This is a genomic window from Paenibacillus sp. BAC0078, assembly GCF_054483875.1.
This window is the reverse complement of record NZ_JBTLRW010000005.1, coordinates 101,512-128,145: the sequence shown is the minus strand read 5'-3', so window position 1 is coordinate 128,145 and position 26,634 is coordinate 101,512. Positions and strand designations below refer to the sequence as shown.

Annotated in this window: 23 protein-coding genes and 1 tRNA gene; 16 read left to right on the top strand and 8 right to left on the bottom strand. The window is 51.3% G+C overall.

Annotation, left to right across the window (positions count from 1 at the left end; translation table 11 throughout):
• The first annotated feature begins 190 nt into the window (after window positions 1-190).
• The 6 genes from ACX1DY_RS11870 (at window position 191) to ACX1DY_RS11845 (ending at window position 7,521) form a co-directional block, all read left to right on the top strand.
• Window positions 191-1,699, top strand: a complete 1,509-nt coding sequence (locus ACX1DY_RS11870; RefSeq protein WP_458964404.1) for a DHA2 family efflux MFS transporter permease subunit — start codon at window positions 191-193, stop codon at window positions 1,697-1,699.
• Window positions 1,700-1,919: 220 nt separating this feature from the next.
• Window positions 1,920-3,002, top strand: a complete 1,083-nt coding sequence (leuB, locus tag ACX1DY_RS11865; protein WP_458964403.1) for a 3-isopropylmalate dehydrogenase — start codon at window positions 1,920-1,922, stop codon at window positions 3,000-3,002.
• 231 nt (window positions 3,003-3,233) lie between these two features.
• Complete coding sequence (locus ACX1DY_RS11860) at window positions 3,234-3,773, top strand: peroxiredoxin (protein ID WP_458964402.1); 540 nt, start codon at window positions 3,234-3,236, stop codon at window positions 3,771-3,773.
• A 217-nt stretch (window positions 3,774-3,990) separates the two neighbouring features.
• Window positions 3,991-4,398, top strand: coding sequence for a hypothetical protein (locus ACX1DY_RS11855; protein WP_458964401.1), 408 nt, complete (start codon window positions 3,991-3,993; stop codon window positions 4,396-4,398).
• Between the two features lie 360 nt (window positions 4,399-4,758).
• Entirely contained in the window at window positions 4,759-5,862 is a 1,104-nt protein-coding gene (locus tag ACX1DY_RS11850; RefSeq protein ID WP_458964400.1) for a two-component system sensor histidine kinase NtrB, read from the top strand.
• 165 nt (window positions 5,863-6,027) lie between these two features.
• Entirely contained in the window at window positions 6,028-7,521 is a 1,494-nt protein-coding gene (locus ACX1DY_RS11845) for a leucyl aminopeptidase (protein ID WP_458964399.1), read from the top strand.
• Between the two features lie 97 nt (window positions 7,522-7,618).
• On the opposite strand, the gene ACX1DY_RS11840 is transcribed toward ACX1DY_RS11845, so the two are convergent.
• From ACX1DY_RS11840 to ACX1DY_RS11825, 4 genes are all read right to left on the bottom strand, one after another.
• A complete protein-coding gene (locus tag ACX1DY_RS11840; protein WP_458964398.1) occupies window positions 7,619-7,756 on the bottom strand; it encodes a hypothetical protein in 138 nt (45 codons plus the stop codon).
• A gap of 97 nt (window positions 7,757-7,853) precedes the next feature.
• Entirely contained in the window at window positions 7,854-8,048 is a 195-nt protein-coding gene (locus ACX1DY_RS11835) for a FeoB-associated Cys-rich membrane protein (RefSeq protein WP_458964397.1), read from the bottom strand.
• A gap of 42 nt (window positions 8,049-8,090) precedes the next feature.
• Window positions 8,091-10,103 carry a ferrous iron transport protein B gene (gene feoB / locus ACX1DY_RS11830; RefSeq protein ID WP_458964396.1) on the bottom strand — a complete coding sequence of 671 codons (2,013 nt, stop codon included), beginning with the start codon at window positions 10,101-10,103 and terminating at the stop codon, window positions 8,091-8,093.
• Window positions 10,100-10,270 (bottom strand): FeoA family protein, encoded by a 171-nt coding sequence (locus tag ACX1DY_RS11825; protein ID WP_458964395.1) that lies wholly within the window; start codon window positions 10,268-10,270, stop codon window positions 10,100-10,102. The genes feoB and ACX1DY_RS11825 overlap by 4 nt, the downstream gene beginning before the upstream one ends.
• 313 nt (window positions 10,271-10,583) lie before the next feature.
• Here ACX1DY_RS11825 and ACX1DY_RS11820 point away from each other — a divergent pair, with 313 nt between their 5' ends.
• The 3 genes from ACX1DY_RS11820 to ACX1DY_RS11810 all read left to right on the top strand — a co-directional run bounded on the left by ACX1DY_RS11820 (window position 10,584) and on the right by ACX1DY_RS11810 (window position 13,970).
• Window positions 10,584-11,543: an aldolase catalytic domain-containing protein gene (locus ACX1DY_RS11820; RefSeq protein WP_458964394.1), complete on the top strand. Its 960-nt coding sequence runs from the start codon at window positions 10,584-10,586 to the stop codon at window positions 11,541-11,543.
• A gap of 154 nt (window positions 11,544-11,697) precedes the next feature.
• Window positions 11,698-13,821, top strand: coding sequence for a putative bifunctional diguanylate cyclase/phosphodiesterase (locus ACX1DY_RS11815; RefSeq protein ID WP_458964393.1), 2,124 nt, complete (start codon window positions 11,698-11,700; stop codon window positions 13,819-13,821).
• Between the two features lie 75 nt (window positions 13,822-13,896).
• Window positions 13,897-13,970: transfer RNA gene (locus tag ACX1DY_RS11810), tRNA-Gly, on the top strand.
• Between the two features lie 170 nt (window positions 13,971-14,140).
• Here ACX1DY_RS11810 and ACX1DY_RS11805 read toward each other — a convergent pair.
• Window positions 14,141-15,496 carry a dipeptidase gene (locus ACX1DY_RS11805; RefSeq protein WP_458964392.1) on the bottom strand — a complete coding sequence of 452 codons (1,356 nt, stop codon included), beginning with the start codon at window positions 15,494-15,496 and terminating at the stop codon, window positions 14,141-14,143.
• Between the two features lie 112 nt (window positions 15,497-15,608).
• Here ACX1DY_RS11805 and ACX1DY_RS11800 point away from each other — a divergent pair, with 112 nt between their 5' ends.
• From ACX1DY_RS11800 to ACX1DY_RS11785, 4 genes are all read left to right on the top strand, one after another.
• The gene (locus ACX1DY_RS11800; protein WP_458964391.1) at window positions 15,609-15,755 is read left to right on the top strand and encodes a hypothetical protein; all 147 of its coding nucleotides are present in this window, start codon (window positions 15,609-15,611) and stop codon (window positions 15,753-15,755) included.
• Window positions 15,756-15,932: 177 nt separating this feature from the next.
• Entirely contained in the window at window positions 15,933-16,811 is an 879-nt protein-coding gene (locus ACX1DY_RS11795; protein WP_458964621.1) for a TRM11 family SAM-dependent methyltransferase, read from the top strand.
• Window positions 16,812-16,855: 44 nt separating this feature from the next.
• Window positions 16,856-17,473 (top strand): NUDIX hydrolase, encoded by a 618-nt coding sequence (locus ACX1DY_RS11790; RefSeq protein WP_458964390.1) that lies wholly within the window; start codon window positions 16,856-16,858, stop codon window positions 17,471-17,473.
• 203 nt (window positions 17,474-17,676) lie between these two features.
• Window positions 17,677-17,829 carry a hypothetical protein gene (locus ACX1DY_RS11785; protein ID WP_019912785.1) on the top strand — a complete coding sequence of 51 codons (153 nt, stop codon included), beginning with the start codon at window positions 17,677-17,679 and terminating at the stop codon, window positions 17,827-17,829.
• A 139-nt stretch (window positions 17,830-17,968) separates the two neighbouring features.
• On the opposite strand, the gene ACX1DY_RS11780 is transcribed toward ACX1DY_RS11785, so the two are convergent.
• From ACX1DY_RS11780 to ACX1DY_RS11770, 3 genes are all read right to left on the bottom strand, one after another.
• Window positions 17,969-18,298 carry an ASCH domain-containing protein gene (locus ACX1DY_RS11780; protein ID WP_458964389.1) on the bottom strand — a complete coding sequence of 110 codons (330 nt, stop codon included), beginning with the start codon at window positions 18,296-18,298 and terminating at the stop codon, window positions 17,969-17,971.
• A gap of 7 nt (window positions 18,299-18,305) precedes the next feature.
• Window positions 18,306-20,225 carry a ribosomal protection-like ABC-F family protein gene (gene abc-f, locus ACX1DY_RS11775; protein ID WP_458964388.1) on the bottom strand — a complete coding sequence of 640 codons (1,920 nt, stop codon included), beginning with the start codon at window positions 20,223-20,225 and terminating at the stop codon, window positions 18,306-18,308.
• A 102-nt stretch (window positions 20,226-20,327) separates the two neighbouring features.
• Window positions 20,328-20,495, bottom strand: coding sequence for a hypothetical protein (locus tag ACX1DY_RS11770; protein ID WP_458964387.1), 168 nt, complete (start codon window positions 20,493-20,495; stop codon window positions 20,328-20,330).
• Window positions 20,496-20,751: 256 nt separating this feature from the next.
• On the opposite strand from ACX1DY_RS11770, the gene ggt reads away from it, so the two are divergent.
• The 3 genes from ggt (at window position 20,752) to ACX1DY_RS11755 (ending at window position 26,631) form a co-directional block, all read left to right on the top strand.
• Window positions 20,752-22,329, top strand: a complete 1,578-nt coding sequence (gene ggt / locus ACX1DY_RS11765) for a gamma-glutamyltransferase (RefSeq protein ID WP_458964386.1) — start codon at window positions 20,752-20,754, stop codon at window positions 22,327-22,329.
• An 872-nt stretch (window positions 22,330-23,201) separates the two neighbouring features.
• Window positions 23,202-24,401 carry an amidase gene (locus ACX1DY_RS11760; protein ID WP_458964385.1) on the top strand — a complete coding sequence of 400 codons (1,200 nt, stop codon included), beginning with the start codon at window positions 23,202-23,204 and terminating at the stop codon, window positions 24,399-24,401.
• Between the two features lie 655 nt (window positions 24,402-25,056).
• Window positions 25,057-26,631 carry a PucR family transcriptional regulator gene (locus tag ACX1DY_RS11755; RefSeq protein ID WP_458964384.1) on the top strand — a complete coding sequence of 525 codons (1,575 nt, stop codon included), beginning with the start codon at window positions 25,057-25,059 and terminating at the stop codon, window positions 26,629-26,631.
• Window positions 26,632-26,634: the final 3 nt, after the last annotated feature.

The following is a 26,634-nucleotide window of genomic DNA, read 5'->3' as shown; positions in this document are numbered from 1 at the left end:
AAATTCGTACCAAAGTGTCGTTTAAGTTCCTGATAGACCACGAATTTTTGATTCCTGTAAACTAATAAACATTTAGCAAAATACTGTTGATTGCACTGTCGAAGTGAAGAACTTATAATCCTTTACATTAGTTAACTATACAACACTCTGTTTATTAAATGGAATGTAAAATGTGAAAGGATTGAGTAAAATGAGTGCAGCAGCAGGTTTTGACAGCAGTTCTATTAAGAAAGGGCCTTTATTGTTTGTCTTGATACTAGGGGCATTCCTCGCCGTTCTGAATCAGACCATCATGAGCGTTGCCCTCCCGGTATTGATGGGGGAATTCTCCATTCAGGCGTCTACGGCTCAATGGCTGACTACAGGCTACATGCTGGTTAACGGAGTGCTTATTCCGATCACCGCGTATCTTATGCAGCGCTTTACCACCCGCGAGCTGTTTCAGGCTTCGATGTTTATTTTCCTTGGAGGTACGGTTCTTTCAGCATTCGCTAACTCCTTTGAGCTTCTGCTGGCAGGACGGATGATTCAAGCGGTAGGTGCGGGGGTTATTATGCCGCTGCTGATGAATGTGATCCTGACCATCTTCCCCCGGGAAAAACGGGGTGTCGCAATGGGGATCGTCGGTTTGGCGATTATTTTTGCTCCGGCTATCGGTCCTACAGTCGCAGGTTATGTCATGGAGCATTATAGCTGGCGCACAATGTTCGAAGGAATGATTCCGGTTGTCGTTTTAGTTATCGCTATTGCCCATTTCTATCTGAAAAATGTTACTGAGCGAATCTTTCCCAAACTGGACATTATGGGAGTCATTCTCTCAACCATCGGATTCGGCACTTTGCTATATGGCTTTAGCAGAGCCGGGAGCAAGGGCTGGTCAAGCGCGGAAGTGATAGTGTCACTTGCGGTTGGCGTTGTCGCCCTGATCGTATTCACGCTGCAGCAGTTGCGCTCCAAAAGCCCGCTTCTCGACCTTAGAGCATTCAAATATAACATGTTCACTTTGACGACCATTATTAATATTGCGGTTACGATGGTGATGTATGCAGATATGATGCTGCTTCCACTGTATTTGCAGAATGTCAGAGGATACACGGCTTTAGAATCCGGGGTGCTTATGCTGCCCGGTGCGCTGCTGATGGGCTTAATGATGCCAGTGGCTGGCAAGCTTTTCGACCGTTTTGGCGCAAAATGGCTGTCTATCATCGGTATGGCGATTACGATCTTAACGACATTAGGGTTCGTCAACCTCTCGGATTCAACGAGCTATACGTATTTGCTTTTGATGTCTACGGGACGCCGTCTTGGAATGGCCCTGTTTCTGATGCCGATCACAACCACAGGCCTCAATCAGCTTCCTGCCAGCCTGAACGCGCATGGAACAGCCATTTCCAACACCATTAAGCAAGTAGCCGGTGCCATTGGCACGTCTTTGCTAGTCACTGTCATGACATCCAGTACGAAAAGTCATATGCAGGATCTGCTTGCCTCCGGTGCAGCCGCGAACTCTTCTAAGGAGAGCCTGATCATGCATGCAACAATTCAGGGAATTAATGATGCGTATCTTGTGATTGTTGGTATTGGGATAGTGGGCTTGCTGCTTGCATTCTTTATCAAAAACGCAGCCCCGGCTGGGGAAGAGGAGACTTCGGCAGCTATGAACAAGAGCACACAGGTTACTGAGGCTAATTCGTACTGAGGCTGTTCCAGCATCAGAAGAGCTGCAAGGGGAATAATCTCCTTGACGGCTCTTTTTCTATTCGGAACATTCCACCTTCTGATTCAATCGTTATCAGCTTATAGTTAAAAGCTATCACTTCAATAGAATCTATATCTTTGTCCTTTGGCCGCGGTTATGATACAACAATATACAGAAGAACTATGTCTGCGATCCGCAGAACATCAGAGGAGTGACAGGAATGAGCGAGGTTAAAAAAATCGCCGTAATTGCCGGGGACGGTATCGGACCTGAAGTTGTGGCAGAAACGCTGAAAGTATTGAAAAAAACGGAAGAGCTGTTCGGCTACGCCTTTGAAACGGAGGAGGCGCTGTTTGGCGGAATCGCCATTGATGAACGGGGAACACCGCTGCCGGAGGATACACTGGACATCTGCCGCAGTGCAGATGCTGTACTGCTTGGGGCGGTTGGCGGACCAAAATGGGATAACAATCCCAAGGAGCTGCGCCCGGAAACCGGGCTGCTCGGTATCCGCAAGGCGCTGGGACTCTTCTCCAATCTGCGTCCAGCCGTTGTTTTTGACTGTCTGAAGGATGCATCCACGCTGAAGCCGGAAGTGCTGGAAGGCACAGACCTTATGGTTGTGCGCGAATTGACCGGCGGCATTTATTTCGGAGATAAGCTGCGCCGCCAGGGTGAGTTCGGTGAAGAAGCAGTGGATACTTGCGTATATAATGTAGCGGAAGTTGAGCGCATTGTGCGCCAAGCCTTTGAAATTGCCGGCAAACGCCGCAACAAGCTGGCAAGTGTCGATAAAGCAAATGTTCTGGAGACCTCCCGTCTCTGGCGTGAGGTTGTGAATCGGATTGCCCCTGAATATCCTCAGGTTGAGCTGGAGCATGTGCTCGTCGACAACTGTGCAATGCAATTGCTGCGCCGCCCTTCGAGCTTTGATGTCATCGTCACCGAGAACATGTTCGGCGACATTCTGAGTGATGAAGCGGCGATGCTGACCGGATCAATCGGCATGCTGGCTTCAGCATCGCTGGGAGAAGGCAGCTACGGCTTGTATGAGCCAGTGCACGGCTCTGCGCCTGACATTGCCGGACAAGGCCTGGCCAACCCGATCGCTACGATTCTGTCGCTAGCCCTGATGTTCCGTTTGACCTTCGGCTATGAGGCTGCTGCCGCTGCCATTGAGGCCGCTGTAGCTGAGGTGCTGGATGCCGGACACCGTACTAGCGACATCGCGGTAGACAAGAGCAAGGCCATCAGCACATCGGAGATGGGCGATCTCATTGTAGCGGCGATCCGCAAAGCCTAAATTACAAGCATCCTCCTTTGAAGCAGAAAAACAAAAAACTTCACAAAAAGTTGCTTATTTATAATAATTATAAAAAAGTAATGAGTGTAATATTGACTTTATTTTTGTACGATGATACCATTTGGTCATAAGCAAGACAGCAACCAACTCATCCGATCAAGAAAAGCATATTGCCGGAAGTTGTATCCTGACAATTGTTTTTCTTACATAATTCAAAGGAGGATTTAAGCAATGGCAGAACGTTTGGTAGGTAAACCAGCCCCGGATTTCACAATGGAAACCGTAACGGGCGACGGCAAAGATTTTGGTAAGGTGAGCTTGTCCGACTATCGCGGCAAATGGCTTGTATTCTTCTTTTATCCGCTTGACTTTACATTCGTATGTCCTACGGAAATTACAGCACTTAGCGAAGCAGCATCTGAATTCGCAGCACTCGATACTGAAATTCTCGGCGTGAGCATCGACTCGGTCCACAGCCACAAGGCATGGATTACTACACCTAAGGAGTCGAATGGTCTGGGAGCGATCAACTTCCCGCTGGCGTCTGATATTACGAAGAAGGTAGCCAGTGATTACGGTGTCCTGATTGAAGAAGAAGGCGTGGCACTTCGCGGATTGTTCATCATTGATCCTGACGGTGAACTGAAATATCAAGTGGTTAACCACAATGATGTAGGCCGCAGCGTAGAAGAAACGCTTCGTGTACTGCAAGCCCTGCAATCAGGCGGACTGTGCGCTATGAACTGGAAACCGGGTGACAAGAACCTGTAAGTCCGGCGAATCATAAGCCGCGATCCTTGATATACTAAGAGAACCTCCTTGCGGGAGTCATTCCCGGCAAGGGGGTTTTTTGCTCCAAACCTTCCATAGGTGCGGAAATTCCGTTTGAGGGTGGGCATATAGCTTCGGGGAGAGGAATCTCCACTGCCATTTTGTAATACAATAATAATATGAAGACAATGTAAATTACCAAGGAGGGTGAACAAAAATGAGCTTTTGCTGTGGAGCGAGTATGGTTGGAACGAAGGGAACCCTAAAGCATTATCGCACGCAAGTCCATAATGTTCCCCTGCTTTTTTGTCCGGTCTGCCACCGGGTAGAGGTGCATTATAAGGTCGAAAACGAATATGAAATTTTGGCGGAATATGCGCATGGCGACGGCGTTACGGATGTTGACTTTCAGGACTACGTGATGGAAGAAGAGGAAGCGATATTCGAGAATGTCATCAATGTGGAGAGCGAAGATCCGCTGAGCATTGTGCGCAGCCAGATTGATATGGCGCTGGACCTGCTGGCTGTCGCCAAACAGATCGAGGATACTAAATGGGAACGTGAGCTGAAGAAACGTCTGGCTGTAATGAGTCAACGGCGTCATCGCCTGCAGCAAAAAGCTTGAGATTCGCCGGGCTAATCGGTGGAGCTGTCTTAAGTGTTACATCATAGGAGTCTTCGCAGCCGCGGGGGCTCTTTTTTTCGAATTAAGGTTGTTTTCGGAAGTGTTTCCTGCGATGAGGAGTCGCTTTGCCTCGATAAAATATGTGTCTTTAGAATCATTTTATGGATATTTTTGTGATTCGACAGTTTCTCTTGTTGCGTTGTCTTCTTCTCTTGGATATGATTGGAATATAGTTGAAACGGTTGGATAAAATAATACGATTTCCGAATGTTCTGGCGACTTCGTCATATACTCAAATACATAGTAATTTGATGTCGCTTAGCGTCTTCGTCAATTGCAGTAAAGGGGGAACTTCGTATCGTGATAAGCCAATATCAGGAAAGCTTGCTTTTGCCGGCAAGAACGTTTCAATCTGGACCGATGAACACTACATACGAGGATGTACTGGAACACATTGACAGTGGGATTATGCTTTTTGATGAAGATGGTATTCTTACATTCATGAACAAGCAGATGTACAGCATACTTGAACTGAACCTTCATTCTGTCCTGGGCTGCACTATGGTTCATTTGTTATCCAATATTCAGTTAAGCCGTTTTAAGAAGAAGCTATTGCTCCGCGGATACCATGAAATGATAAAGCTGGGAAAGCCGGGCTATGAGTTTGTAGATGAATACGGGCGTTATTGGAGGGTGTCTCTGTGCAGCGGGGAGCAAATGAAGGGCGGCGCCTTGTTCACCTTCAAAGAAATTTCTGACTACAAGCTGATTGAGCAAACGGCCTACCAGAATGACAGCCTGGCTATGCTGGGCAAATTATCTGCTTCAATCGCCCATGAAATCCGCAATCCGCTCACCGCGATTCGGGGATTTATTCAATTGCTCCATCCCCATCTTCACCTGCTGGGCAAAGAGGAGTATGCAAAGATTATTCTCGCCGAGATTGATCGGGCAAATGATATTATTCATGAGTTTCTGACCTCCTCCAAGCCTTCGGTACCGCAGGTCGCGATGATTCCGGTGGCTGCGCTGCTCAAAGAGGTGGTCCTGCTGACAGAAAGCGAAGCCTTGATGAAGGGCTGTGAGATCAATCTCCATCCGCTTCAGGGGGACATGATTATATCCGGCGACATCAAACAGATGAAGCAGGTCGTCCTTAATATGATTAGAAATGCAATGGAAGCGATTACCGAAAAGGTCGATGATTCGGTTGGCAAAATCGAAGTCGGAGCGCGAAGAGAAGGCGCCGAGGTTCGTATTTTTATTTCCGACAACGGTAAAGGCATGGATATTTGCACCTTGGACAGGTTGTTTAATCCTTTTTTCACGACGAAGGAGAATGGGACAGGGCTGGGGTTATCCGTCAGCGAAAAGATCATCAAGAATCATGGCGGCTACATTTCCGTTAGCAGCAGGGTTAACGAAGGCACCCGTTTTGTTATTTCTTTGCCGCTGATTCAGTAATTCTTGACATACTGAGATATAATAAAGTTCAAAAGAGGCTGATTCCTGCGATGCGCGTCTGGTGCGGGAGATCAGCCTTGCTGCGTTAATGCAGGTGGACTAATTATCAGACAACAGCTTGGAGGGATTTCTATCAAGATTGAGTGGAGCAGCGGCAGCCCGTCTTTGGGACTTGAGGGAGATGCGCTGTGTATTATTGTGGCTGAAGTTGAGATTGAAGCCGGGAGCTTCGCCGGGGAATGGAAAAAAAGCGTGGGCCTATTAGCTAAGACCGGGCTTTTTAACGGCAAATTGAATCAAATTTACGTTCTACCAGTAGGATCAGAAGAGCAGACTGAATTTCCCGTCGTTATTCTGGCGGGAAGCGGTAACGGGTCGCTGGAAGCGGAGGAGCTGCGTCTGCTGGCCGTTCAAATTGTCCGTGCTGCTCATAAGCTGAAGGCAGACAGATTAATGATCCAAGTTCCGGATAGCCTGAAATGGCTGTCGGCTGAAGGGGCCGAAGACACCGCGCAAGCACTCGCGGAGGGACTCGTTCTGGGGGCATACCGGCGAACACATTATAAACGGGAGCAGCCGCTCTACACTGGCTTAGATTCCGTTATATTTCATATGGAGCGAAAAGCAGAAGCCACAGAGACAGCGGGCTGGAACCAAGGGATCATGCGTGGGATAACGTTTGGCGAAGCCACGAATTTGGCCCGCTACCTCACCAATCTTCCAGGAAATCAGCTAACGCCCTCAGCGCTTGCCGCGGCAGCTATTGAAATCGCAGAGCGACATGGATTTCCGGCGGAGGTGCTGGATGAACGTGAAATTGAACAAAAGGGCATGGGCGGTTTGCTGGCTGTCGGCAAAGGAAGTGCCTACCCTCCGAGGATGATCGTAATCCGCTATCAGGGGACCGGCCAGTGGGAGAACGTTACCGGAATTGTTGGCAAAGGCATAACCTTCGACACGGGCGGAATTTCCCTGAAAAGAGCGCCAGGCATGGAGAACATGATCAGTGATATGGGTGGTGCGGCGGCTGTGCTTGGCGTCATGGAGGCACTTGGTACTTTACGGCCGAGGATTAATGTCGTGATGGTGATTCCTTCCGCCGAAAATATGCCTGCGGCCAATGCCTTCAAGCCTGGAGATATTGTCACCTCGTTAAGCGGCAGAACCATTGAAATATTGAATACCGATGCCGAAGGCCGGATTGTGCTGGGTGATGCGCTCACTTATGCCCTGGAATGGGGGGCTGAACGAATTATTGATGTGGCGACGCTGACAGCCGCTGTGTTGTCTACTCTGGGGGATATAGCAACTGGAGCGGTTACTAATGATGAGCTGTTTATGGAGGCGTTCTTGGCGGCCTCCAGACGCTCTGGAGAGAGGGTATGGCAATTGCCGGTATATCCTGAGTTCCGTGAGATGCTGAGAAGCGAGGTGGCGGATATCCGCAATGCTGGCGGAAGATACGGCGGAGCTACAACGGCAGGGCTGTTCATCGGTGAGTTCGCTGAAGGGGTGCCCTGGATTCACCTGGACATCGCCGGAACGGCATTTCTCTCCAAGGAACGCGGAGTTAATCCCAAGGGAGCAACCGGCGTAATGGTGCGCACGCTTTTGCAATATTTGCTGCAGCTAGGTTCCGGCGAAGAAGCTGAGCATTGAGCTTTTTACAAAGATACTACAGCAAAAGCCGCAAAGCATCCGGTTTCCCGGGCCTTGCGGCTTTTGTAAAAATATAAGAATTCATATGCTTCACACACTAACTGTTCTTTCTGGCTCGTATTTGAGAAGTTACGGACTGAATGCCGTTCATAAGCTTGTTGCGCGCATCCTTGTTTCTCAGTAAATAGGCCGCTCCCAGCACTGCTGTAGTTAATAACGTTCTTTTGGCATTCACATGTATGTCCTCCTCGGAATGGTCTGGCTGTAAGTTGCTTATAACTAACATACCCGCATCCCAAGGTTCTTAACCGAATTTACTCACATACCCGCATTTAGGCTTTGGCTGAATGTTTGGCATCTACCGGGCTTCCGCAGCAGGAGAGAGGAGAATCAAGCGATGCTGCCGCACAGGTTTTGCTTTTGTCGCAGCCGGCGCAGGCCCCTTCCTTGCCCTTTTGCACATGACGGTAAATCATCCAGCCGGAGTATCCAAATATAAGACCGATAATCAATACATTTATAATCATTGCAGTGCCCCGCTTTCTCAGAAAATATTGACCTTGCCAGACTTACGACCATCCGAGCAATCTGCCGCCTTGAAAAATAACCAATGCAACGCAATAAGCCAGCACTACAGAGTATCCAATCGAGAAGAAGGTCCATTTCCAGGAGGCGGTTTCCTTCTTAATAACCCCTACAGTAGCCAGACAAGGAGTATAGAGCAGGATAAAGGCCATGAAGCTGATTGAACTGAGCGGAGTGAAGACCTGGGCGATCTGGCCCTCCAGTCCGGCGGCATCCGGTGCATGGTAGATAATATTCATGGTGGACACTACCACCTCTTTGGCGAGGAAGCCGGGAACCAGCGTTGAGCCGGCCTGCCAGGTTCCGAATCCAAGCGGATGCAGCAGAGGAGCAATCATACCGCCGAATTTTGCCAAAAAGCTGTTATCCATCTCCACGCCAAATCCGGAAGGACCGGCATAGGTCATCAGCCAGATGATAACCGAACCTGCAAGAATAATTGTCCCTGCCTTGCGCAGGAAGCCTTTGCCTTTTTCCCAAGTGCTGCGTCCCAGTGTTTTAAGCTGCGGCATCCGGTAAGGAGGCAGCTCGATGATGAAGACAGAGGACTCGTTCTTGAACAGATGCTTGGAGAACAATTTGCACAGAATGAGTGCGAATACAACACCCAGAACATACATCGCCAGAACTGCGGTGGCCTGCTGGGCAGGGAAAAAGACAGCCGCGAACAGCAAATAGACCGGAAGGCGGGCGGAGCAGGACATGAGCGGCAAGAGAAGCGTCGTCAGCATCCGGTCTTTAGGCTGTTCAATGCTGCGCGCGGCCATAATTGCCGGCACGTTGCAGCCAAAACCGATAATGAAAGGAATAAACGCTTTACCGTTAAGGCCCATGCGCTCCATAGTGCTGTCCATTAGCAAGCAGACACGCGCCATGTACCCGGAATCCTCCAGGAAGGAGATCATCAGGAAAAGAATGAAGATCTGCGGAACGAACACTAACACTCCGCCTACACCGCTGATAATACCGTCAACGATAAGTGCATGTGTAAAGCCTGATGCCCCAATCGTCTCAAGCAGGGAGTTGGCCCCATCGCTGATAGGTCCGGAAATCCACCCATCCAAAATGTCCGATAAGGGACCACCCACCCAATCAAAGGTTGTCTTGAACATTGCATACATGAAGACGATGAACAGCGGCAGTCCGAGGAAACGGTGAGTTAGAATCGAGTCCAGTCTTTCCGTCAAATTATGCGGCTTCTGCGCCGTGGTATCCATCGCTGCCGCACATAAGGAGCGGATGTAATCCATGCGGACGGAACGAATCCATTGAGGGAGCGTCAGCGCCAGCTTTTTGCTCTGCAGCTCGTCTTGGCAGCTATCGCAGATAGCCATCAAGCGGGCTGTATCCATGTGCTTCTTCAGCAGCTCAAGTACAACCGGATTTTGCTCCATCAGTTGCAGGGAGACCCAGCGAAGGTTAGGCAGTCCCGGGATATGCTTCAATTCCTTTTCAATGGAAGAGATTGCTTGCTCGGCTAGATCGCCGTAGTCCAGTCTGAAGGTTACCGGAGGAATTGCTGAGGTTTTCTCAAGAACACTGAGTACCTGTCCGCTGCCTTTGCCGGATCTGGCAACCAGCGGCAGTACGGTAATGCCGAGGCGGGACTGCAGCATTTCATAATTGACAGAAATCCCGCGCGCCTTGGCGACGTCGATCATATTCATTCCTAGAATAGTAGGCTTTCCGTATTCCAGCAGTTGCAGTGTGAGCAGCAGATTACGTTCAAGCTGTGAAGCATCTACAATGTTAATGAGAGCTTCCGGGGATTCCTCAATGAGATATTGCGTGGCGACGCCTTCATCACGGGAGAGGGGGTGAAGAGAATAAATTCCGGGTAAGTCGATCAGCTTGCCTGCTCCGTTCTTCAGGCTTCCGACTTTCTTCTCTACGGTTACTCCCGCCCAGTTGCCTACATATTCATAGGAAGAAGTCAGCGTATTAAAAAGCGATGTCTTGCCGGTATTCGGATTTCCTACAAGTGCTATTGAACTCATGAAACGTTCACCTCAATCATGGAAGCTTCCTTCCGGCGGATGGCGAACAATTGACCGTTGCATTCCAGAGTAACGGGACCAAGAAAAGGGCCCTTTCCTTTCAAACGGATCATGACGCCTTCAGACACCCCAAGATCAGCCAGACGGCGCCGCAAAATGGGGTTCATTCCTTCTATTCTATGGATGGAGCCAGTTGAGCCCGGTTGTAAGCGCAATAGGGAGCAGGATGTTGAAGCCATGTTAATCCCTCCGAGAGAGACTGATAATCAATCTCAATTGTTTTCTTGTAATGTAGCATTTTACTGTCAATTTTACTGTGATTTTTGTCATTGTGCTGCTATCATAAAAAGGTATATGAAAAGGAACTCAAATTTTCTTTACAATTTATTCTTTGCTAAGTATGATTGAACGATAATGGCTGCATAGTAAGTCCATGCCAGCGGCAATAATGAGGGATATAATTGAAGGGAGAACACAATTGTGAAGAGTAATGCTAGCAAAATTGTCGATTGCACCATTCGCGATGGGGGACTGGTGAACAACTGGGATTTCAGTGTTGAATTTGTACAGAATTTGTATGCCGGTCTGAATGAAGCCGGTGTTGATTATATGGAGATCGGTTATAAAAACTCACCCAAACTGCTCAAAGGAGCGGAGGGAGCCGGCCCGTGGCGTTTCCTGAACGATGATTTTCTGAGAAAAGTTATTCCCCAGAAGGGGCGCACCAAGCTGTCCGCGCTCGTAGATATTGGCCGTGTGGATGAGAATGACATCCTGCCCCGCAGTGAGAGCATGCTGGACCTGATTCGCGTGGCCTGCTACAGCAAGGATGTGGACAAGGCGCTGCAGCTGGTACAGACCTTCCATGATCTAGGATATGAGACAACGATTAATATTATGGCTTTGTCGAATGTTATGGAGAACGAATTGCTGGAAGCCTTTGACCAGATCCGCGAGAGTGTTGTTGACGTTGTGTATATTGTAGATTCTTATGGCAGTCTGGACCACAAAGACGTTCATTATCTGGTTGACAAGTTCAAAACGCATTTGCCAAATAAACGGTTGGGCGTACATACCCACAATAACCTGCAATTGGCCTTCTCCAATACACTTGTTGCTGCCGAGAAGGGTGTAGAGCTGCTGGATGCTTCCTGTTACGGCATGGGGCGCGCAGCCGGCAACTGCCCTACCGAGCTGCTGGTTACCCATTTGAAGAACACCAATTATTCGCTCCGCCCTGTGCTTGATATCGTAGAGCGGCTGATGATTCCTTTGCGGGAGAAGGAAGAATGGGGTTACATTATTCCTTATATGATTACTGGCACGCTCGATGAGCACCCGCGCTCCGCGATGGCGCTGCGGTCATCCGAAGATAAAGACAAAGCGGTTGATTTCTATGATAAGCTCACAACGCCTGAAGTGAATTTTGGAGATAAATAGAAGGCTTCAAGGAGAAGCACTGAACTCTAAAATAGGGGGAAGTGCTTTTTTTCTGGAATGTAACTTTACGGAGCTATCCAGCCGATATTTATACATAGGACGTAAATATATCCATTGACTTATTATAGATATCATTTTCAGACGCGAGGGACCTATGAGACAAGAAGAGAGAAAGACCATTCATGCGGCGATTATAGGGGCCGTGCTGTTCCTTCTGATTCAAATTTTTCGTGTGCCGCTTAGTAATGTAGAAGATAAGGACTTGCTATCCATGCTCTATTTAATAACGGGCTGCTGCAATGCCGCTTTTGGCTTTGCGATTTTTGCCCAGGGCTGGCTGTTCTTCGCTGATCGTCTATCCAAGGCAAGACTATACACCTCCGCTCTCTTTTTGGGAGTATGCATCTTTGATTTCATACACACTCTCAGCTTTGTCGGCATTGCAGAAATATCTTCCTATATTAATTCAGAACAATCCATGTGGCTGCTTACATTCTCGCGACTGGCCAGCGCACTGGGGATTCTGTTCATATTCAGCAGGGAAGACCAGCCAATAGCAGCCTCAGGCAAAAGGAATGTATTCAGAATATCATTTGTGCTGACTGTGCTCGCTCTGGCGTTGTTTACTTTTTGGCAGACGGTTACTCCGGAGCTGACAGGTTATTCTTGGGTTAACGCACTGCAGCATATACTGGATCTGGGTGTGCTGTTTGTATATTTATTCACTGTGGGTATTATCCTTTATCCAGGTAAAGCCGAAAAGTCCGCTTCTATGCTCATTATTATCCGCGCGCTGATCTTTTTCGCTCTTGGCCAGGTGTTCTTTATGAACCCGCTTAGCATCGGCGATATGGATTATCTTTTTGGAATGCTTAGCACTAGTGTGGCTTATTATCTGCTGCTTATGGGCGTCTACCGGCTGACGATTGAAGAGCCCTTTCAGGAAAATCAGCAGGCCGAGGCCCGGATTAATTATTTGGCATACCACGATGATCTGACCGGTCTTCCCAACAGACGGCGGCTGATGCAGCGCGTAGAAGAAATTGTGATTCAGAGCGGACAGAATAAGGGTCCCAAATTCTCCGCACTGGCTATAATGAATATTAATCATTTCAAGAATATTAACGACTCGCTCGGCCATTATGCCGGTGATCTTCTGCTTCAGCTTGTATCGCAGCGGATCGGAAACGCAGCGAAGGCGAGTGAAGAGCTGTATAGTATGGGGGCGGATGAATTTGCTTTTCTTATGACGGATGTGACGGGGGTGGAGGACTGCCTGATTCGCGCAGGTGATCTTCTGAAGCTATTCGAAACGCCGGTGCAACTGGAATCAGGAGAGTATCACATTTCACTCAGCCTGGGAATGAGCATCTATCCCGGTGATGGGAATACCGCGGAACAGCTGATTCAGAATGCCGACACCGCTGTTCATAATGCGAAGGAGCAGGGGGTGGACATCCGCCGGTATGTGCCTGCCATGCAGATGAAAGCAAAGGAGCGGCTGAAGCTGGAGAATGATTTGCGCCGGGCGATAGAGCGCGATGAATTCTACCTCGTCTATCAGCCGCAGGTACAGCTTGAGACAGAGGAAATTGTCGGGATGGAAGCGCTGCTGCGCTGGAATCATCCCAAGCGCGGGCTGGTGTCGCCGGTTGATTTCATACCGATTGCCGAAGAGAGCGGGCTGATTGTTCCGATTGGGGAATGGGTGCTCAAAACGGCATGCCTGCAAAATAAAATATGGCAGGACGCCGGTTACCGGCCAATGTGTATTTCGATCAACCTGTCCATGCGCCAATTTCTGCAGCCGAATCTGGCGGGAAAGATTGGTACTATTCTGAAGGATATCGGGCTAGACCCGGGTTATGTTGACCTGGAAATTACAGAAAGCATGACTCTGGATAAGGAAACCGCCTTTGATCAGCTTAACCGCTTGAAGAAGCTTGGTGTATTCATCAGCATAGATGATTTCGGAACAGGCTACAGCTCCCTGCATTACCTGAAGAATATGCCGATTGACCGGCTGAAGATTGACCGTTCCTTCGTCTCAGAAGTTATGGAGGACAGCAATAACGCAGCGATTGTATCCACTATTACTTCTATGGCTCATCACCTGAAGCTCAAGGTAACGGCTGAAGGGGTTGAGAATAAGGAACAACTTCATTTTTTGCGCCAGCAGCATTGCCATGAGGCACAGGGTTACTTGTTCAGCAAGCCCGTTAAGGCTGCAGAATTCGAATTGTTTTTTCTGAAGCCTTCGCTGGGAATATTGTCTTAACAGATTTGATCAGTCAACAGGGTTGCAATTTGTTCTAAGTAATGCTATAATATTTTTTGTCTTCAATTTCGGTCCGCGGGTGTAGTTCAATGGTAGAACTTCAGCCTTCCAAGCTGATAGCGTGGGTTCGATTCCCATCACCCGCTCCATACTTCAAATTTCAAAATCCTTGTTATGCAAGGGTTTTTTATTTGCGTATTTTTTGACAAACGGCTGACTACCTTTAATTCATGGGGCAGTTTATGGGGCAACCTTAAAAAGCCAGGTCCTCCGCATGCAATGCGGGGACCTGGCTTTTGCTGTACAACGAGTATAGTTGTTAAACAGTCTTCAGGAACTCGACTATGGTCAGCAGGCCCTTATCGAAATTCTCCAGGTTGAAATGCTCATCCGGGGCATGCAGATTCTCGTCATCCAGGCCAAAGCCCATCAGGACAACTGGGGCTTTCAGGATGCGGGCGAAGCTCTCCATGATCGGAATGGAGCCGCCGTCTTTGGTGAAGAGGGCGCGAGTGCCGTATACTTTGCCGTAAGCGTCGGCAGCCGTCTGCAGGATTGGATTCGTAGGGTCAATGTTGAAGGCGCGCGCTTTCTCCATCTGCTTCACCTGCACCTTGGCTCCAGCCTGAATGTTGGCTTTGAGGTGAGCTTCTACGACGTCAAGGATATGCTGCGGGTCCTGGTCGCCGACAAGGCGGCAGGTGATTTTGGCGTGAGCTTCCTTAGGAATAACGGTCTTGCTGCCTTCACCCTGGAAACCGCCGTAGACACCATTCAGCTCAAGCGTTGGTCGGGCGCCTACACGTTCTACGAAGCTAAAGCCTTCTTCGCCATACAACTGCTCCAAGCCGAGTGCTGTTCTGATTTTATCCTCGTCTACGCCCTGCTTGGCAAATTCTTCACGCAGCAGCGGTGACAGCTCAGGAACGCCATCATAGAAGCCTTCTACAGCAACGCGGCCCTTGTCATCGTGAAGCGAGCTCAGCAAGGAGACGAGTGCATGCAGCGCGTTCGGCACACCGCCGCCGTAGGAGCCGGAATGCAGGTCTGTTAGAGCGGTATTCACGCTGACCTCAAGCGAGCAGAGGCCGCGCAGCCCGGTGCAGATCGCAGGACGTCCGCGCTCCAGCAGGGAAGTATCTGAGACAAGCACGGCATCTGCGGCGAGCTTGTCCTTGCTTGCTTCGAGGAACGGTGGCAAATGGATGCTGCCGACTTCCTCTTCACCTTCGATGCACAGCTTGATGTTGACTGGCAGCGTGCCTTCTTGTTTGAGGATGGCTTCAATCGCTTTGATGTGCATGAACACCTGGCCTTTGTCGTCGGTGGCTCCGCGCGCATATAGCTTGCCGTCCCGGATTTCCGGTTCGAAGGGAGGTGTTGTCCACAAATTCAGCGGATCTACCGGCTGCACATCATAGTGGCCGTAGACCAGAATGGTCGGCTTGCCGGGGGCGTGAAGATAATCGGCATAGATTACAGGATGGCCGGCGGTAGGGTGAAGCTCAATATTCTCCAGCCCGGCACGTTTCAAGGTGTCGAGCAGCCAGTGTGCGGCAGACAGGACATCTTCCTTGTGGGTGGACAGGGCAGAAATGCTGGGGATGGTGAGCCATTGCTTCAGTTCGGCGAGCTGAGCTTCACGCTCAGCCTGAAAATACTCTTTGTAAGACATAGCGGATATGTACCTCCTTGGTTTCGCTGCGCAAAACCGGCATGGGCATAATTCAATATACCCAGTCTTTTTTTTGGCAGTGTAATGCCTTCATTATACTGGAGAACCCGCGATGGATCAAAATGGAATGGGGAAATCTCTTGTATCCCTGATCTTAAGCCTGTCAGCTCCCTTCCAATTATTGATTACGAACAGCAGCCATGATAGACTTAATTACTTAAGCGGCTGGAAGGCACTATTGCCCATGCGGGTTGCATAAGAACTACTAAATGAAGTGTGCTGATTGTTCAGCAGAACAGATAGAACAGCCGCAAGCGGCGAGAATGATAGGGGCGGAATAATAGTGTTGGCAAATACAAATTCAAATACAAGCGTGGAGCATCCATCTTTTATATATACCTATGCCTGCTCAGAGGATGAATTATCCTTGTGCGGGATGGAGCTGCGCTGTCTTTTTGGCCGGGAGATTCCGCCTGCAATATTTGGGAGTGAGCGTGAAGTGGAGGTCAGCCGCAGCCCTTTTATTAAGGAGCGCATTGATGTCATGTACGCGGGGGACACGCTGGAAGAGATTTATAAGCAGACTGAGCAGGTGGAGGTAGAGGGACAGACCTTTAAGGTCATTTTTGTCAAGACGAATGATTTGTCACCGGCGGAAAAAATAGAGTATGATGAACGCAGGGTAATCGAACGGGAAATCGGCATGCGCATCGAGGGAGAAGCGGATGTCAATCACCCGCAGCTTGTGTACGGAATTGTAACGCTGGGAGGCCGCTGGTATTTCGGAGCTTACCACAAAAACAAAGCCACCTGGTTCCGGCAGATGAAAAAACCGCGCAGCTACTCTATTGCACTCAGCACCCGTGTAGCCCGGGCGGCAGTGAACATGGCAGTCCCAAACCCGGCAGGCATAAAAGCCATTGACCCCTGCTGCGGCATAGGTACGGTAATGGTAGAGGCGCTTTCGATGGGTATTGATATCGTCGGCCGAGACATCAATCCCTTTATTGCTGCCGGTGCGCGGACGAATATTGCCCATTTCGGGTTCACTAGCGAAGTCACGCTTGGGGATATCGCGGACATCACGGAGCATTACGATGTGGCTATTGTGGACATGCCTTACAATTTATACTCACGGATTACACCGGAGGAGCAGTTCGCGATTCTGGTCCATGCACGCCGGATTGCAGACAGGGCTGTTATTGTAGCGATTGAGGCAATGGATGAGATGATTTCCTCTGCGGGTTTTACCATTATTGACCGCTGTGTGGCGAAGAAGGGTGCTTTTTCCCGTCATTTAATGCTGTGTGAGTGAAGCGGTGCTGGGGCTTGCCGATAACTAATGAGGGCGGTGCAGATATGGAGCAGAAATGGTTAACCTGGGCCAAAGAAATTCAAGCGATCGCCCAGACAGGTCTTACGTATGCCAAGGATGTATACGATATCGAACGCTATCAGGCGCTGCGGGAGCTAAGTGTGGATATTCTAGCGAACTATACGTATGAGAGCAAGGAGAAGATCAGGCTAGCTTTTGCCGGAGATGAGGGTTACGCTACACCGAAAGTTGATGTGCGCGGCGTGATTTTCAGGGAAGACAAGATGCTGCTTGTTCGTGAAAAGCTGGACGGCAACTGGGCGCTTCCCGGAGGCTGGGCCGATATCGGGCTGTCTCCCAGTGAAGTGGTCGTTAAGGAGATTGCTGAGGAATCGGGCTTTCAGGCCGAGGCCATCCGTCTGCTTGCCGTGCTCGACAAGAAGTTTCATGCTCATCCGCCGGAGCCTTATCATGTGTACAAGCTGTTTATTCTCTGCCGGATTGTAAGCGGGGAAGCGGCGGGAGGCGTGGAGACGAGCGAGGTGGCTTTTTTTGCCGAGGATGAGCTGCCGATGCTGTCGGAGGAACGCAACACGCGGGAACAGCTGCTGACGATGTTTCAATTTTTAAAAAATCCTGAGAAGCCAGTCATATTGGACTAGATAACGGCATATTATGCAGCAATAAGCTGAAAAATAAGTTTTCTCAAGGGAAAATTTGTTTATTAACAATAATGTAAGCCTTTACAAATTAGCGCCGCTGAGCCTTTATATCTAAAAAATCTACCGAAAAAGCATCTTTTTGGGTCAGGCGGTCTACATTTTTTCCTCTACTGTGACGATAAGATATTTTAGGAGGGGATCGCATGGAACAAGAAGAATTGAGGCTTCCACTGAAGCAGGAGGTCATTACACGTCCTGCAGAAGGCAATATTGCCAACGGTTTGGTATGGGGCATCCTCATCAGCATTCCTTTATGGATCTCGGTTATCGGCTGGATTATGGGTATCTGGCATTAAAACTGCAGCAGAGCTACTACTTACTACTTAATTGCAACTATACAATGAAGGCTGCCTCTTCGTGATGAAGAAGCAGCCTTTTTATTGTGGTGTATTAACAGTCTGGGGATGGCGCAATCGTTGCTGTCCAATCCAGACGCTACTTGCGGTGTATCAGCCTAAAGTTCTCGCAGACCACCCTCATTCCAGGGTCAAACCCTTTAGCGTAAGACTTAAGCTCTCTAGTAAAATAGGCTTCATGTTCATAGCGCCACGATTCCAGGGTACGGTCATCCTCGCCTTCGGAATAGGCAAACTCCGCAGTCACCTCGGCAAAAGGAACAATTTCAACCTTCGTTGTTTCAATGATTCCACGCGGCTCGCCATTACTGTCCAGCAGGATAGAATGCCCGCCGATAAAAGGCAAAGGTACTCCACGCACCTCGTTCAACTCGTAATTCATAGCCGTCCCGGTTTTGGTTCCGTTCACCCTTTTCTTAATGGTCGTCTGTTTCGTTCAGCCAGCCGGCATACAGGTTATCCAGCTTCTCCTGCAGGGCATCCCGGCTGAGCTGCAATGCTGCAAGTCTCTCTGCATCGCTGGCGCTTACGGGATCGACCATGTCTGCATCAATGAGGGCAAGCTGAGCTTCAACTGCGGCAATCTCATCCTCCCATGGGATTTTGGGGCGAGAATTGTCGTTAGCCTTGAACGCATGGTCAGGCTGTGCCAGCTTTTTGCCGCTGTTGCTTGAAGCTTGCTGCACAGTGGCAGCGGCAATCTTCTCAGCCTGCTTTTCCTTGTAATATTCGTAATTCCCGGAGAAGGCGCTGAACCTTCCATCCGCAATTGACCAGAGCTTGCCGAAGCAGCGGTTGATGAAATAACGGTCATGTGATACTGCCAGCACGGTGCCCGGGAACTCCTCCAGTGCTTCTTCGAGCGCTTCGCGGGAATCTATATCCAGATGGTTGGTCGGCTCATCGAGAATGAGCAGGTTCGGACGGCGGTGCATCAGCACCGCGAACCGCAGCCGCGTCCATTCTCCGCCGGAGAGATTGGCGACGCTCTTGAAAACGTCGCTGCCGTAGAAAAGAAACCGCGCAAGCTGCCCCCGCGCCTCGCCCTCCTCCAGGCCTGCTTCCTCACGGAAGTAGCGCAGCACCGACTGGCCGCCCTCTTCGGGAACGGCTTCCTGTGCCAGATAGCCGACAGCCGCTCTTGAGCCCAGGGTGCAGCTGCCGCTGTCCGGGGTTTCCTGGCCCAGAATGATCCGCAGCAGCGTACTTTTGCCAGCGCCATTGCCGCCGATCAGCGCCGTGGTCTCGCCGTACCGCAGAACGTCACTCGCTTCCGAGAAAAGCGTGCGGTTTCCGTATGCTTTGCCGATTCGGTCAAGGATGACGACCTGGTTGCCGGAACGGTCCTCCTGCTGCAACTGCAAATCCATAGATTTGCGCTCCAGAATCGGGCGTTTGATCTTCACCATCCGGTCGAGCGCCTTCTGCATGGAGGCGGCGCGGCGATGGAAGGAAGGATTCGGCGGGTTGGAGCGGTTGCCCCACTCAATCAGCCGCTTGATGCTCTCCTGCATCTGCTTGATTTTCTTCTGCTGCTCCTGATAATCGGCAAATTGCTGCAGCAGCCTTGCTTCCTTCTCGACCTGATAGCCGCTGTAATTGGTGTGGAACGTAAAAGCTTCCCCGTCCTCGATCTCAATCACCTTCTTCACTACGGCATCGAGGAAGTAGCGGTCATGGGAAATCGCGAGTACGGTACCCTCGTAGCTCTGGAGAAACTGCTCCAGCCATTCGATGGCTTCCATATCCAGATGATTCGTAGGCTCATCCAGCAGCAGAACGCCGGGCTGGCGCAGCAGTAGCTCGGCCAGGCCGACTTTGGTTTTCTCGCCGCCGGAGAGGGAGAAGAAGAGGCGGTCATACTGGTTAACTCCAATGCCCAGCCCCGCAGCTACCCGCTGGATGGAGGCTTCAATCTCATAGCCGCCGGCTGCCTCGAATTTATCCTGCAGAATACCGTATTCCTTAAGCAGCCTGTTCCAGTCCTGCTCATTCGCTCCGGCGTCCGGTACGGACATTTCCTGCTCCAGCTCCCTCAGCCGCACCTGCCACTGCAGAGGTTCGGCAAAGCTGCGCTGCAGCACGTCATAGACAGTCTCATTGTCGCCCACCTCCTGAATCTGCGATAGCAGTCCGACAACGCTGCCTCTGCGGATGGAGATTTGACCCTGGTCGGGGCGTTCTTCCCCGTTCAGGAGGTGGAAAAGTGTGGTTTTGCCGCAGCCGTTGCGGCCGATCAGGCCGATTTTTTCCCCTTGGCGGATATCGAAGGTGATGTCGCTCAGGACGAGCTGGGCACCGTGGTATTTTTGAACATTTTGGCATGAGATAATCATAGGTATTCTCCTTTTAAGAATGCCTACCCGCCGCCTTCGTTCATTTCGGAATATACAAAAAGACCGTAGGGAAATTTCCCCACGGCCTAAGTATTCTACGGTTTAAATGGTCCGTTGAAGTGCAGGCAGGAAAGGCATTTCACAATGTTGTAGTGTTATTGAATTCGTGTAAATGGACAGACTTCTCCCGTTGTCGGCATTTACATGAACGATGCCAGCCATAATATTAATCAGCCGGCTGCTAACACTATTGGTCCGATTGTGATCCATTCCTCCTACACCTCCTTCATGACAAATTTACAATTAGTTTAACCAATTATGGCCAGATATGCAAGACCAAAAATCCACAGGCCGTGTTGTGCCAGCCCATTTTAACCAATTGACTAGCTTGCAGCTACAATGCGGAAGGCTGGCCATCTAAACTTTGTGCATGGCTCACAAAAAAACTTTGAACGGAATTGACAAGGGTTTTGGCAGTGCTGTTAAATGACACTAACTTGAACGACAGGAATGGGAGATGGGTAGCATGACGACAGGTCCTGTAATCGGTACAAAAACGATGGTGGTCAGCCCCCATTACTTGGCTTCCGCCGCCGGAGCGCGGATCTTGCAGAAGGGCGGCAACGCTTTTGATGCGGCGGTGGCGGTTAGCGCTGCGCTTGCGGTGGTGTATCCGCATATGACAGGGCTGGGCGGCGATGCTTTTTGGCTCACTTATTGCGCCGGTGAAGGGCGCGTCCGGGCTTACAACGGCAGCGGACGTTCGGGCTACGCCGTCCGCCGTGACTGCTACGCCGGCGAGGAGGAGATTCCGAGACGGGGGGTCCGCAGCGCCATTACGGTACCCGGAATGGCGGACAGCTGGTCGGCGGTCCAGCGCGAGTATGGACGCCTGACTCTTGCGGAGGTGCTGGAGCCGGCCATCGGCTACGGCACGGACGGGTTTCCGCTGTCGCCGGACCAGTACGGCAACAGCGTGCTTGCAGGAGCGGCGCTATCCCCTGAAGCGGCGGCGGTCTATCTTTCCGGCGGCGCGGCTCCCGCTGCCGGAGGCAGGTTTGTGCAGAAGCAGCTAGCCGCGTCGCTGCGGACCCTGGCCGCGGGCGGCCGGGATGCTTTTTATAAGGGGGAGATCGCCGAGGAGATAAGCCGATATATGCAGGCCGCCGGTGGGTATCTCACCCGGGAGGATTTTGCCGATCATGAGGGGAATTGGGATGAGCCGGTGTTCACCGATTATCATGGGTACAGGGTCTACCAGGCTCCGCCCAACTCCCAGGGCTTCACAGCGTTGATGACGCTGAATATTCTGGAACGCTACAATTTTGGAGATATCGCGCATGGCTCTTATGAATATTATCATCTGCTGGTAGAGGCGCTGAAGCTGAGCTTCCGCGACCGGGACAAGGTACTTACCGACCCTGCTTTCAGCCGGATACCGCTGGAGCGCCTGCTGGATAAACAGTATGCGGAGCAGCTATCAGCTTCGATATCACTTGCGCAGGCAGCGCCGCTGGGTAGTGATCCGGTAGGCCGTGATACGGCTTATGCAGCAGTGGTGGATGATGAGGGGAACGCGGTATCGTTCATCCAAAGCCTGTATTTTGAATTCGGCTCCGGTGTCGTGGCCGGGAATACGGGCATTCTGCTGCAGAACCGGGGCTCGTTCTTTTCGCTTGACCCAAGGCATGTGAATACGCTGGAGCCGCATAAGCGTACGTTCCATACGCTCATGCCAGCGATGGCCTGCCGTGACGGCAAGCCGGCTTACCTCTACGGCACGCAGGGCGGCGAAGGCCAGCCCCAGACCCAGAGCCTGCTGCTGACCCGGATGCTGCATTACGGGATGGACCCGCAGGCGGCGGTGAACGCGCCGCGTTTTGTCTGGGGCAGAACCTGGGGGGAACCGACCCAGGAGCTGAAGGTGGAGAACAGAGTAGCACCCGAGGTGCTGAAGGAGCTTGCCAAAGCTGGACATCTGGTGCGCCAGGTGGGCAGCTACGATGGAATCGTAGGGCATGCGCACGCCATTTCCATCAGCGAAAATGGCTACCGCAGCGGCGGGACAGACCCCCGCTGTGATGGAGCTGCTATCGGTTGGTAGCAGCGTGGCTGGAGGAGTGGGAAGAGTGGAAAGAATGAAAAGAGTAGGAGGAGTGGGAAGAGTAGGAGGAGTGGAAAGGTAGAAAGAATAGGAAGAGTCAAAAGAGTTGCAGGGTAGAAAGAATAGAATGAGTTAAAGGAGTGAAAAGAGTAGATAGGACAGAAAGAGTAGAAAGAGTAGGTGGAGTGGGAAAAGTTAAAGGAGTAGAAAGAGTTGAGAGGGAGGGAAGAAGAGGATAATTGCATTTTGTGCAATTAAAAGAGAACATAACGGAGCAAAATCAAAGTTACCTGCACTTCGTACACTTAAATAACACTTTATTAACCAAAACAAAGCAAATCGCCATATGTAATTGTACAAAATGCAATTATCTCCCTAAATAGGTGGTTTCTCCTCTTTTTAATTGTAGCAAATACAGTTATTGGTCCTGCGGACATGTGGAGAACAAGAAAACTAGAATAACTTAGAGGGCAATTGGACTGAAAACCTGAGGGTGTAAAGGCATGGAGGCGTAGAGGTATGGAGGCGTGGAGGCATGAGGGCGCGGAGGCGTAAAGGTGTGAAGGCGTGAGGGCGCGGAGACGTGAAGGTGTGAAGGCGCGGAGACGTGAAGGTGTGAAGGTATGAAGGCGTGAGGTATGAAGCCATGAAGGTATAAAGGCATAAGGCGTGAAGGCGTAAAGACGTAAAGGTGTGATGGCGTAGAGACCCGAAGACCTGAAGACCTGAACACCTGAACACCTGAAGAACAAGAACCACAGTTAGTAAAAACTCAGGATTAATATCAGCATGAGAAGTAGGATTAGCAGGTTCAGCAGCACAGTGGACGTAACAAAGCCTCCCCAGTTGTCCGGGAGGAAGGAGGGGGAAAGATGGTTCTTGCTAATTCATATGGCGCATTCATTAATCCGGAGCTGGAGGTCCCTGCCTTGCGGATAGGGGGAGCGCTGGATGGTCTCAGCTTTGCTGTTAAAGATGTGTTTGCGGTAGCCGGGCACCGCTCTTCGGCCGGCAATCCGGACTGGCTGCGCAGCCATCCGCCGTCACCGGAGCATGCGGCTGTAGTACGGAGGCTGCTGCAGGCCGGAGCTAGCTTGCGGGGGGCTACGCACACCGATGAGCTGATGTACAGCCTCGGCGGTGAGAACCACCATTATGGCACACCAGTCAATCCGCGTGCGGAGGGCCGCATACCCGGCGGCTCCTCCAGCGGCTCGGCGGTGGCGGTGGCCGGCGGCAGTGTGGAATTTGCCTTGGGCACGGATACAGGCGGCTCGGTCCGTGTGCCGTCATCGTACTGCGGCGTATACGGCTTCCGCCCGACGCATGGGGCGGTGGAGATGGACGGCGTGATCCCGCTTGCGCCGGGCTTCGACACCGTCGGCTGGATCGCGGACAGCCCGGAGCTGCTGCTGCGGGCTGGCGAGGTCCTGCTCGGTGCGGCAGCTCCGAGCAGCGGGAACTGCACGATGGGCAATCTGCACATCGTGCGGGAGTGCTGGACGCTGGCGGGCGCAGAGAGCGCCGCCAGCCTGGAGCAAGGCCTGCGCAAGCTGCAGGCCGGTGCAGGGCAATCCGGCGACACGCGGATTGCGCCGGAGGGGCTGAAGACATGGATGAATGTCTTCCGTGAACTGCAGGGCGCCGAGATCTGGGCGACCCACGGGGCCTGGATAGAGCGGGAGCAGCCGCTCTTCGGGCCCGATATCGCCGCCCGCTTCGCTTGGGCGGCAAGTCTGGCCGGGCAGGATCACCGCCGCGCGCAAGCTACGCGCGCGGAAATCGCCGCCCGGCTGCGGCAACTGCTTGGAGAGGACGGCTGCCTCGTCCTCCCGACGGTCCCCGGCCCCGCGCCGCTGCGGGGCGGGGATCTGGCGCAGCTCGAGCTGAACCGCAGCGGCGCGATGATGCTTAGCTGCATCGCCGGCCTGGCCGGCTTGCCGCAGCTTACGCTTCCGGTAACAGGGCCCGGCGGGTTGCCGCTCGGCCTGTCGGTGATCGGCGGTCATGGGCAGGACCTGCGCCTGCTAGCCTGGGTCCGGCAAATATGCGGGGCAAAGCATATGGAATAACAAAACTCCCGGCTCCGCGCTGTCCTGCGGAGAACGGGAGTTTTGTTTAGAATAATGATTTTTGTCTATCGTGGATAAGTTGTATGAAAAATTGGGGATAAGCTGCTATTAGTTCCAAACTCCAAAGGACAAATTTGATCTGCTTTGCGAAAGGGGAGAGAATTAAGTTTCCTTTTTCCACTTGGAGCTGTCCCATAAGGGCAAGGTGATTCAGGCACTCCAGCAATCTTCAGACTCAAAACGGCTGCACTGTTTTAAGAATGGAGCCGCCGTTTCTGCTTAGATGTAATTGCTTCACATCTTCACTCCTCTATCTGCCTGAACGTAAATACCGCACACCATCACCCATCCATTCTGCATACGGTCCCCGTACAACTCATATCTTGCCTGCCAGATCTCACCCTCAGAATTTATCCCTTCATGAATCCCTACTCCATTTACTAATGCTTAAGAGTGGCAATCGTTAAGATTATGCCGCATATGTTATTTTATCTTACATAATCAAGCGGATTTTTCACTTTTCTCTTTCCAACAAGGGTCTCTTTATCTATAATGTTACATAAAGTAACATTAAGACCGCGAAGTTAATCAGCACATCCGAGTAAGTATATTCAAGGTTAATCAATACATTCATTAGAAAAAAAGGAGGGGTAGCATGCATCTTACAGTCGAAGAAGCGTTGTCCGTGTATCCTTTATCCGAAGCCAAGCTGATTGCAGGGTCTAGGGGGAAACACCGGATTATCAAATCTATTAATGTGATGGACGCCCCTGATATTTCGGATTGGATCAAAGAAGGGGAGATGCTGCTGACGACGGCTTATTTGATCAAAGACAGCCTGGAGGATGCCTCCGCTCTGCTGCATACCCTGAACCGGCGCGGTTCTGCGGGGCTTGGCATCAAGCTGGGCCGTTTTTGGAACACCGTACCGGAAAAGCTGATTGCCGAGGCAGAGTCGCTGAATTTCCCGCTGATTGAGCTGCCGTTCCAGTTTACCTTCTCCGACCAGATGAACGGGCTGTTCCGTGCCGAGCTTTCGCGCAGCACCAGTATGCTGCAGAGCATCATGGAGAAGCAGCGCAAGCTGATGCGGTTCGCCTTGCGCTCAGGGCGCAGCCGTCCTCTGTTCGAAGCGGTGTCGGAGGTGATTGATCACAAGCTTGCGGTCATCAGCGCCCGGGGCGAGGTCGTCTTTAACAATTCGGACAATGCAGCGCCGAAGCTGCTGGAGGGCTGGCCTTGGCAGTGCCGGAAGCAACGCTTCCGCATCGGTGACAAGGCGGGATTCCGAATCCCGCTGCTGCAGGGAGAGAAGTGCTCGGGCTATCTTTTATACTGTTCAATCGATCCTTTGCTGCTGCCAGTGGAAGAGAGCTTGTTCGTCCAGGGGGCTGAGCTGATTTCCTATCATATTCATTCCGGTTATGAGGATTATTTCGAGCATGCCGGGCACAGGGAGTTCAGCGGACTTTTGCGGCGCTGCCTGAATGGCGGGATGTCCTGCAGTGAGCTGGCCCAGGCTGCTGCCAAGCTGGAGGTTACGCTGCTGCAAGCGCCCTTCGAACTGATGCTTACCGATACCCTGGCAGCCGGCGAAGCGCGGCAGGGGGAATTGCTCCGGCTGAAGGAGGAGTATCTTGAGCATCCGGTGCTGTCGGAGCTGAATGCGATACATGTGATGATGGACGAAGGCCTGGTGTCGCTGTTTCCTGCGGGTCTGCATAGCCCCGAGCAGTTCCGTGAGCTGATTAATGCCTGTTTTCAGAATCTGAAGTTCGATAAAGGATATTATCCGCGGGCGGCCATTAGCAGCACCAAAGTGAAGCCGGAAGGGCTGAAGGAGGCTTTTGGCGAGGTCAAAGAATGTATGGGCACATTCCAGCATTGGGGAACGCACGGAAATGTAGTGCATTACCGTCAGCTTGAACTGAACCTGCTGCTCGGCCAGATTCCGGCGGAAACGATGGAGAAATACTGCAATAGCAGCCTGCGCGGACTGCTCAGCCGGGAGCCGGAGTACATCAAGGAGATGCTGCATACGCTTGAGGTCTATCTGGAGAATGATGGCCATGTCAACGAGACGGCCAAAAAGCTGTTCATTCACCGCAACACCGCCACCTACCGGATCGAGAAGCTCAGTGAGCTGCTGGATGTTGATTTCAAAAAAATCAATGATCTCATGCGGTTGAAGCTGGTGTTCATTTTCCGTAAGATGCTGGAGCGAGAATAGGCA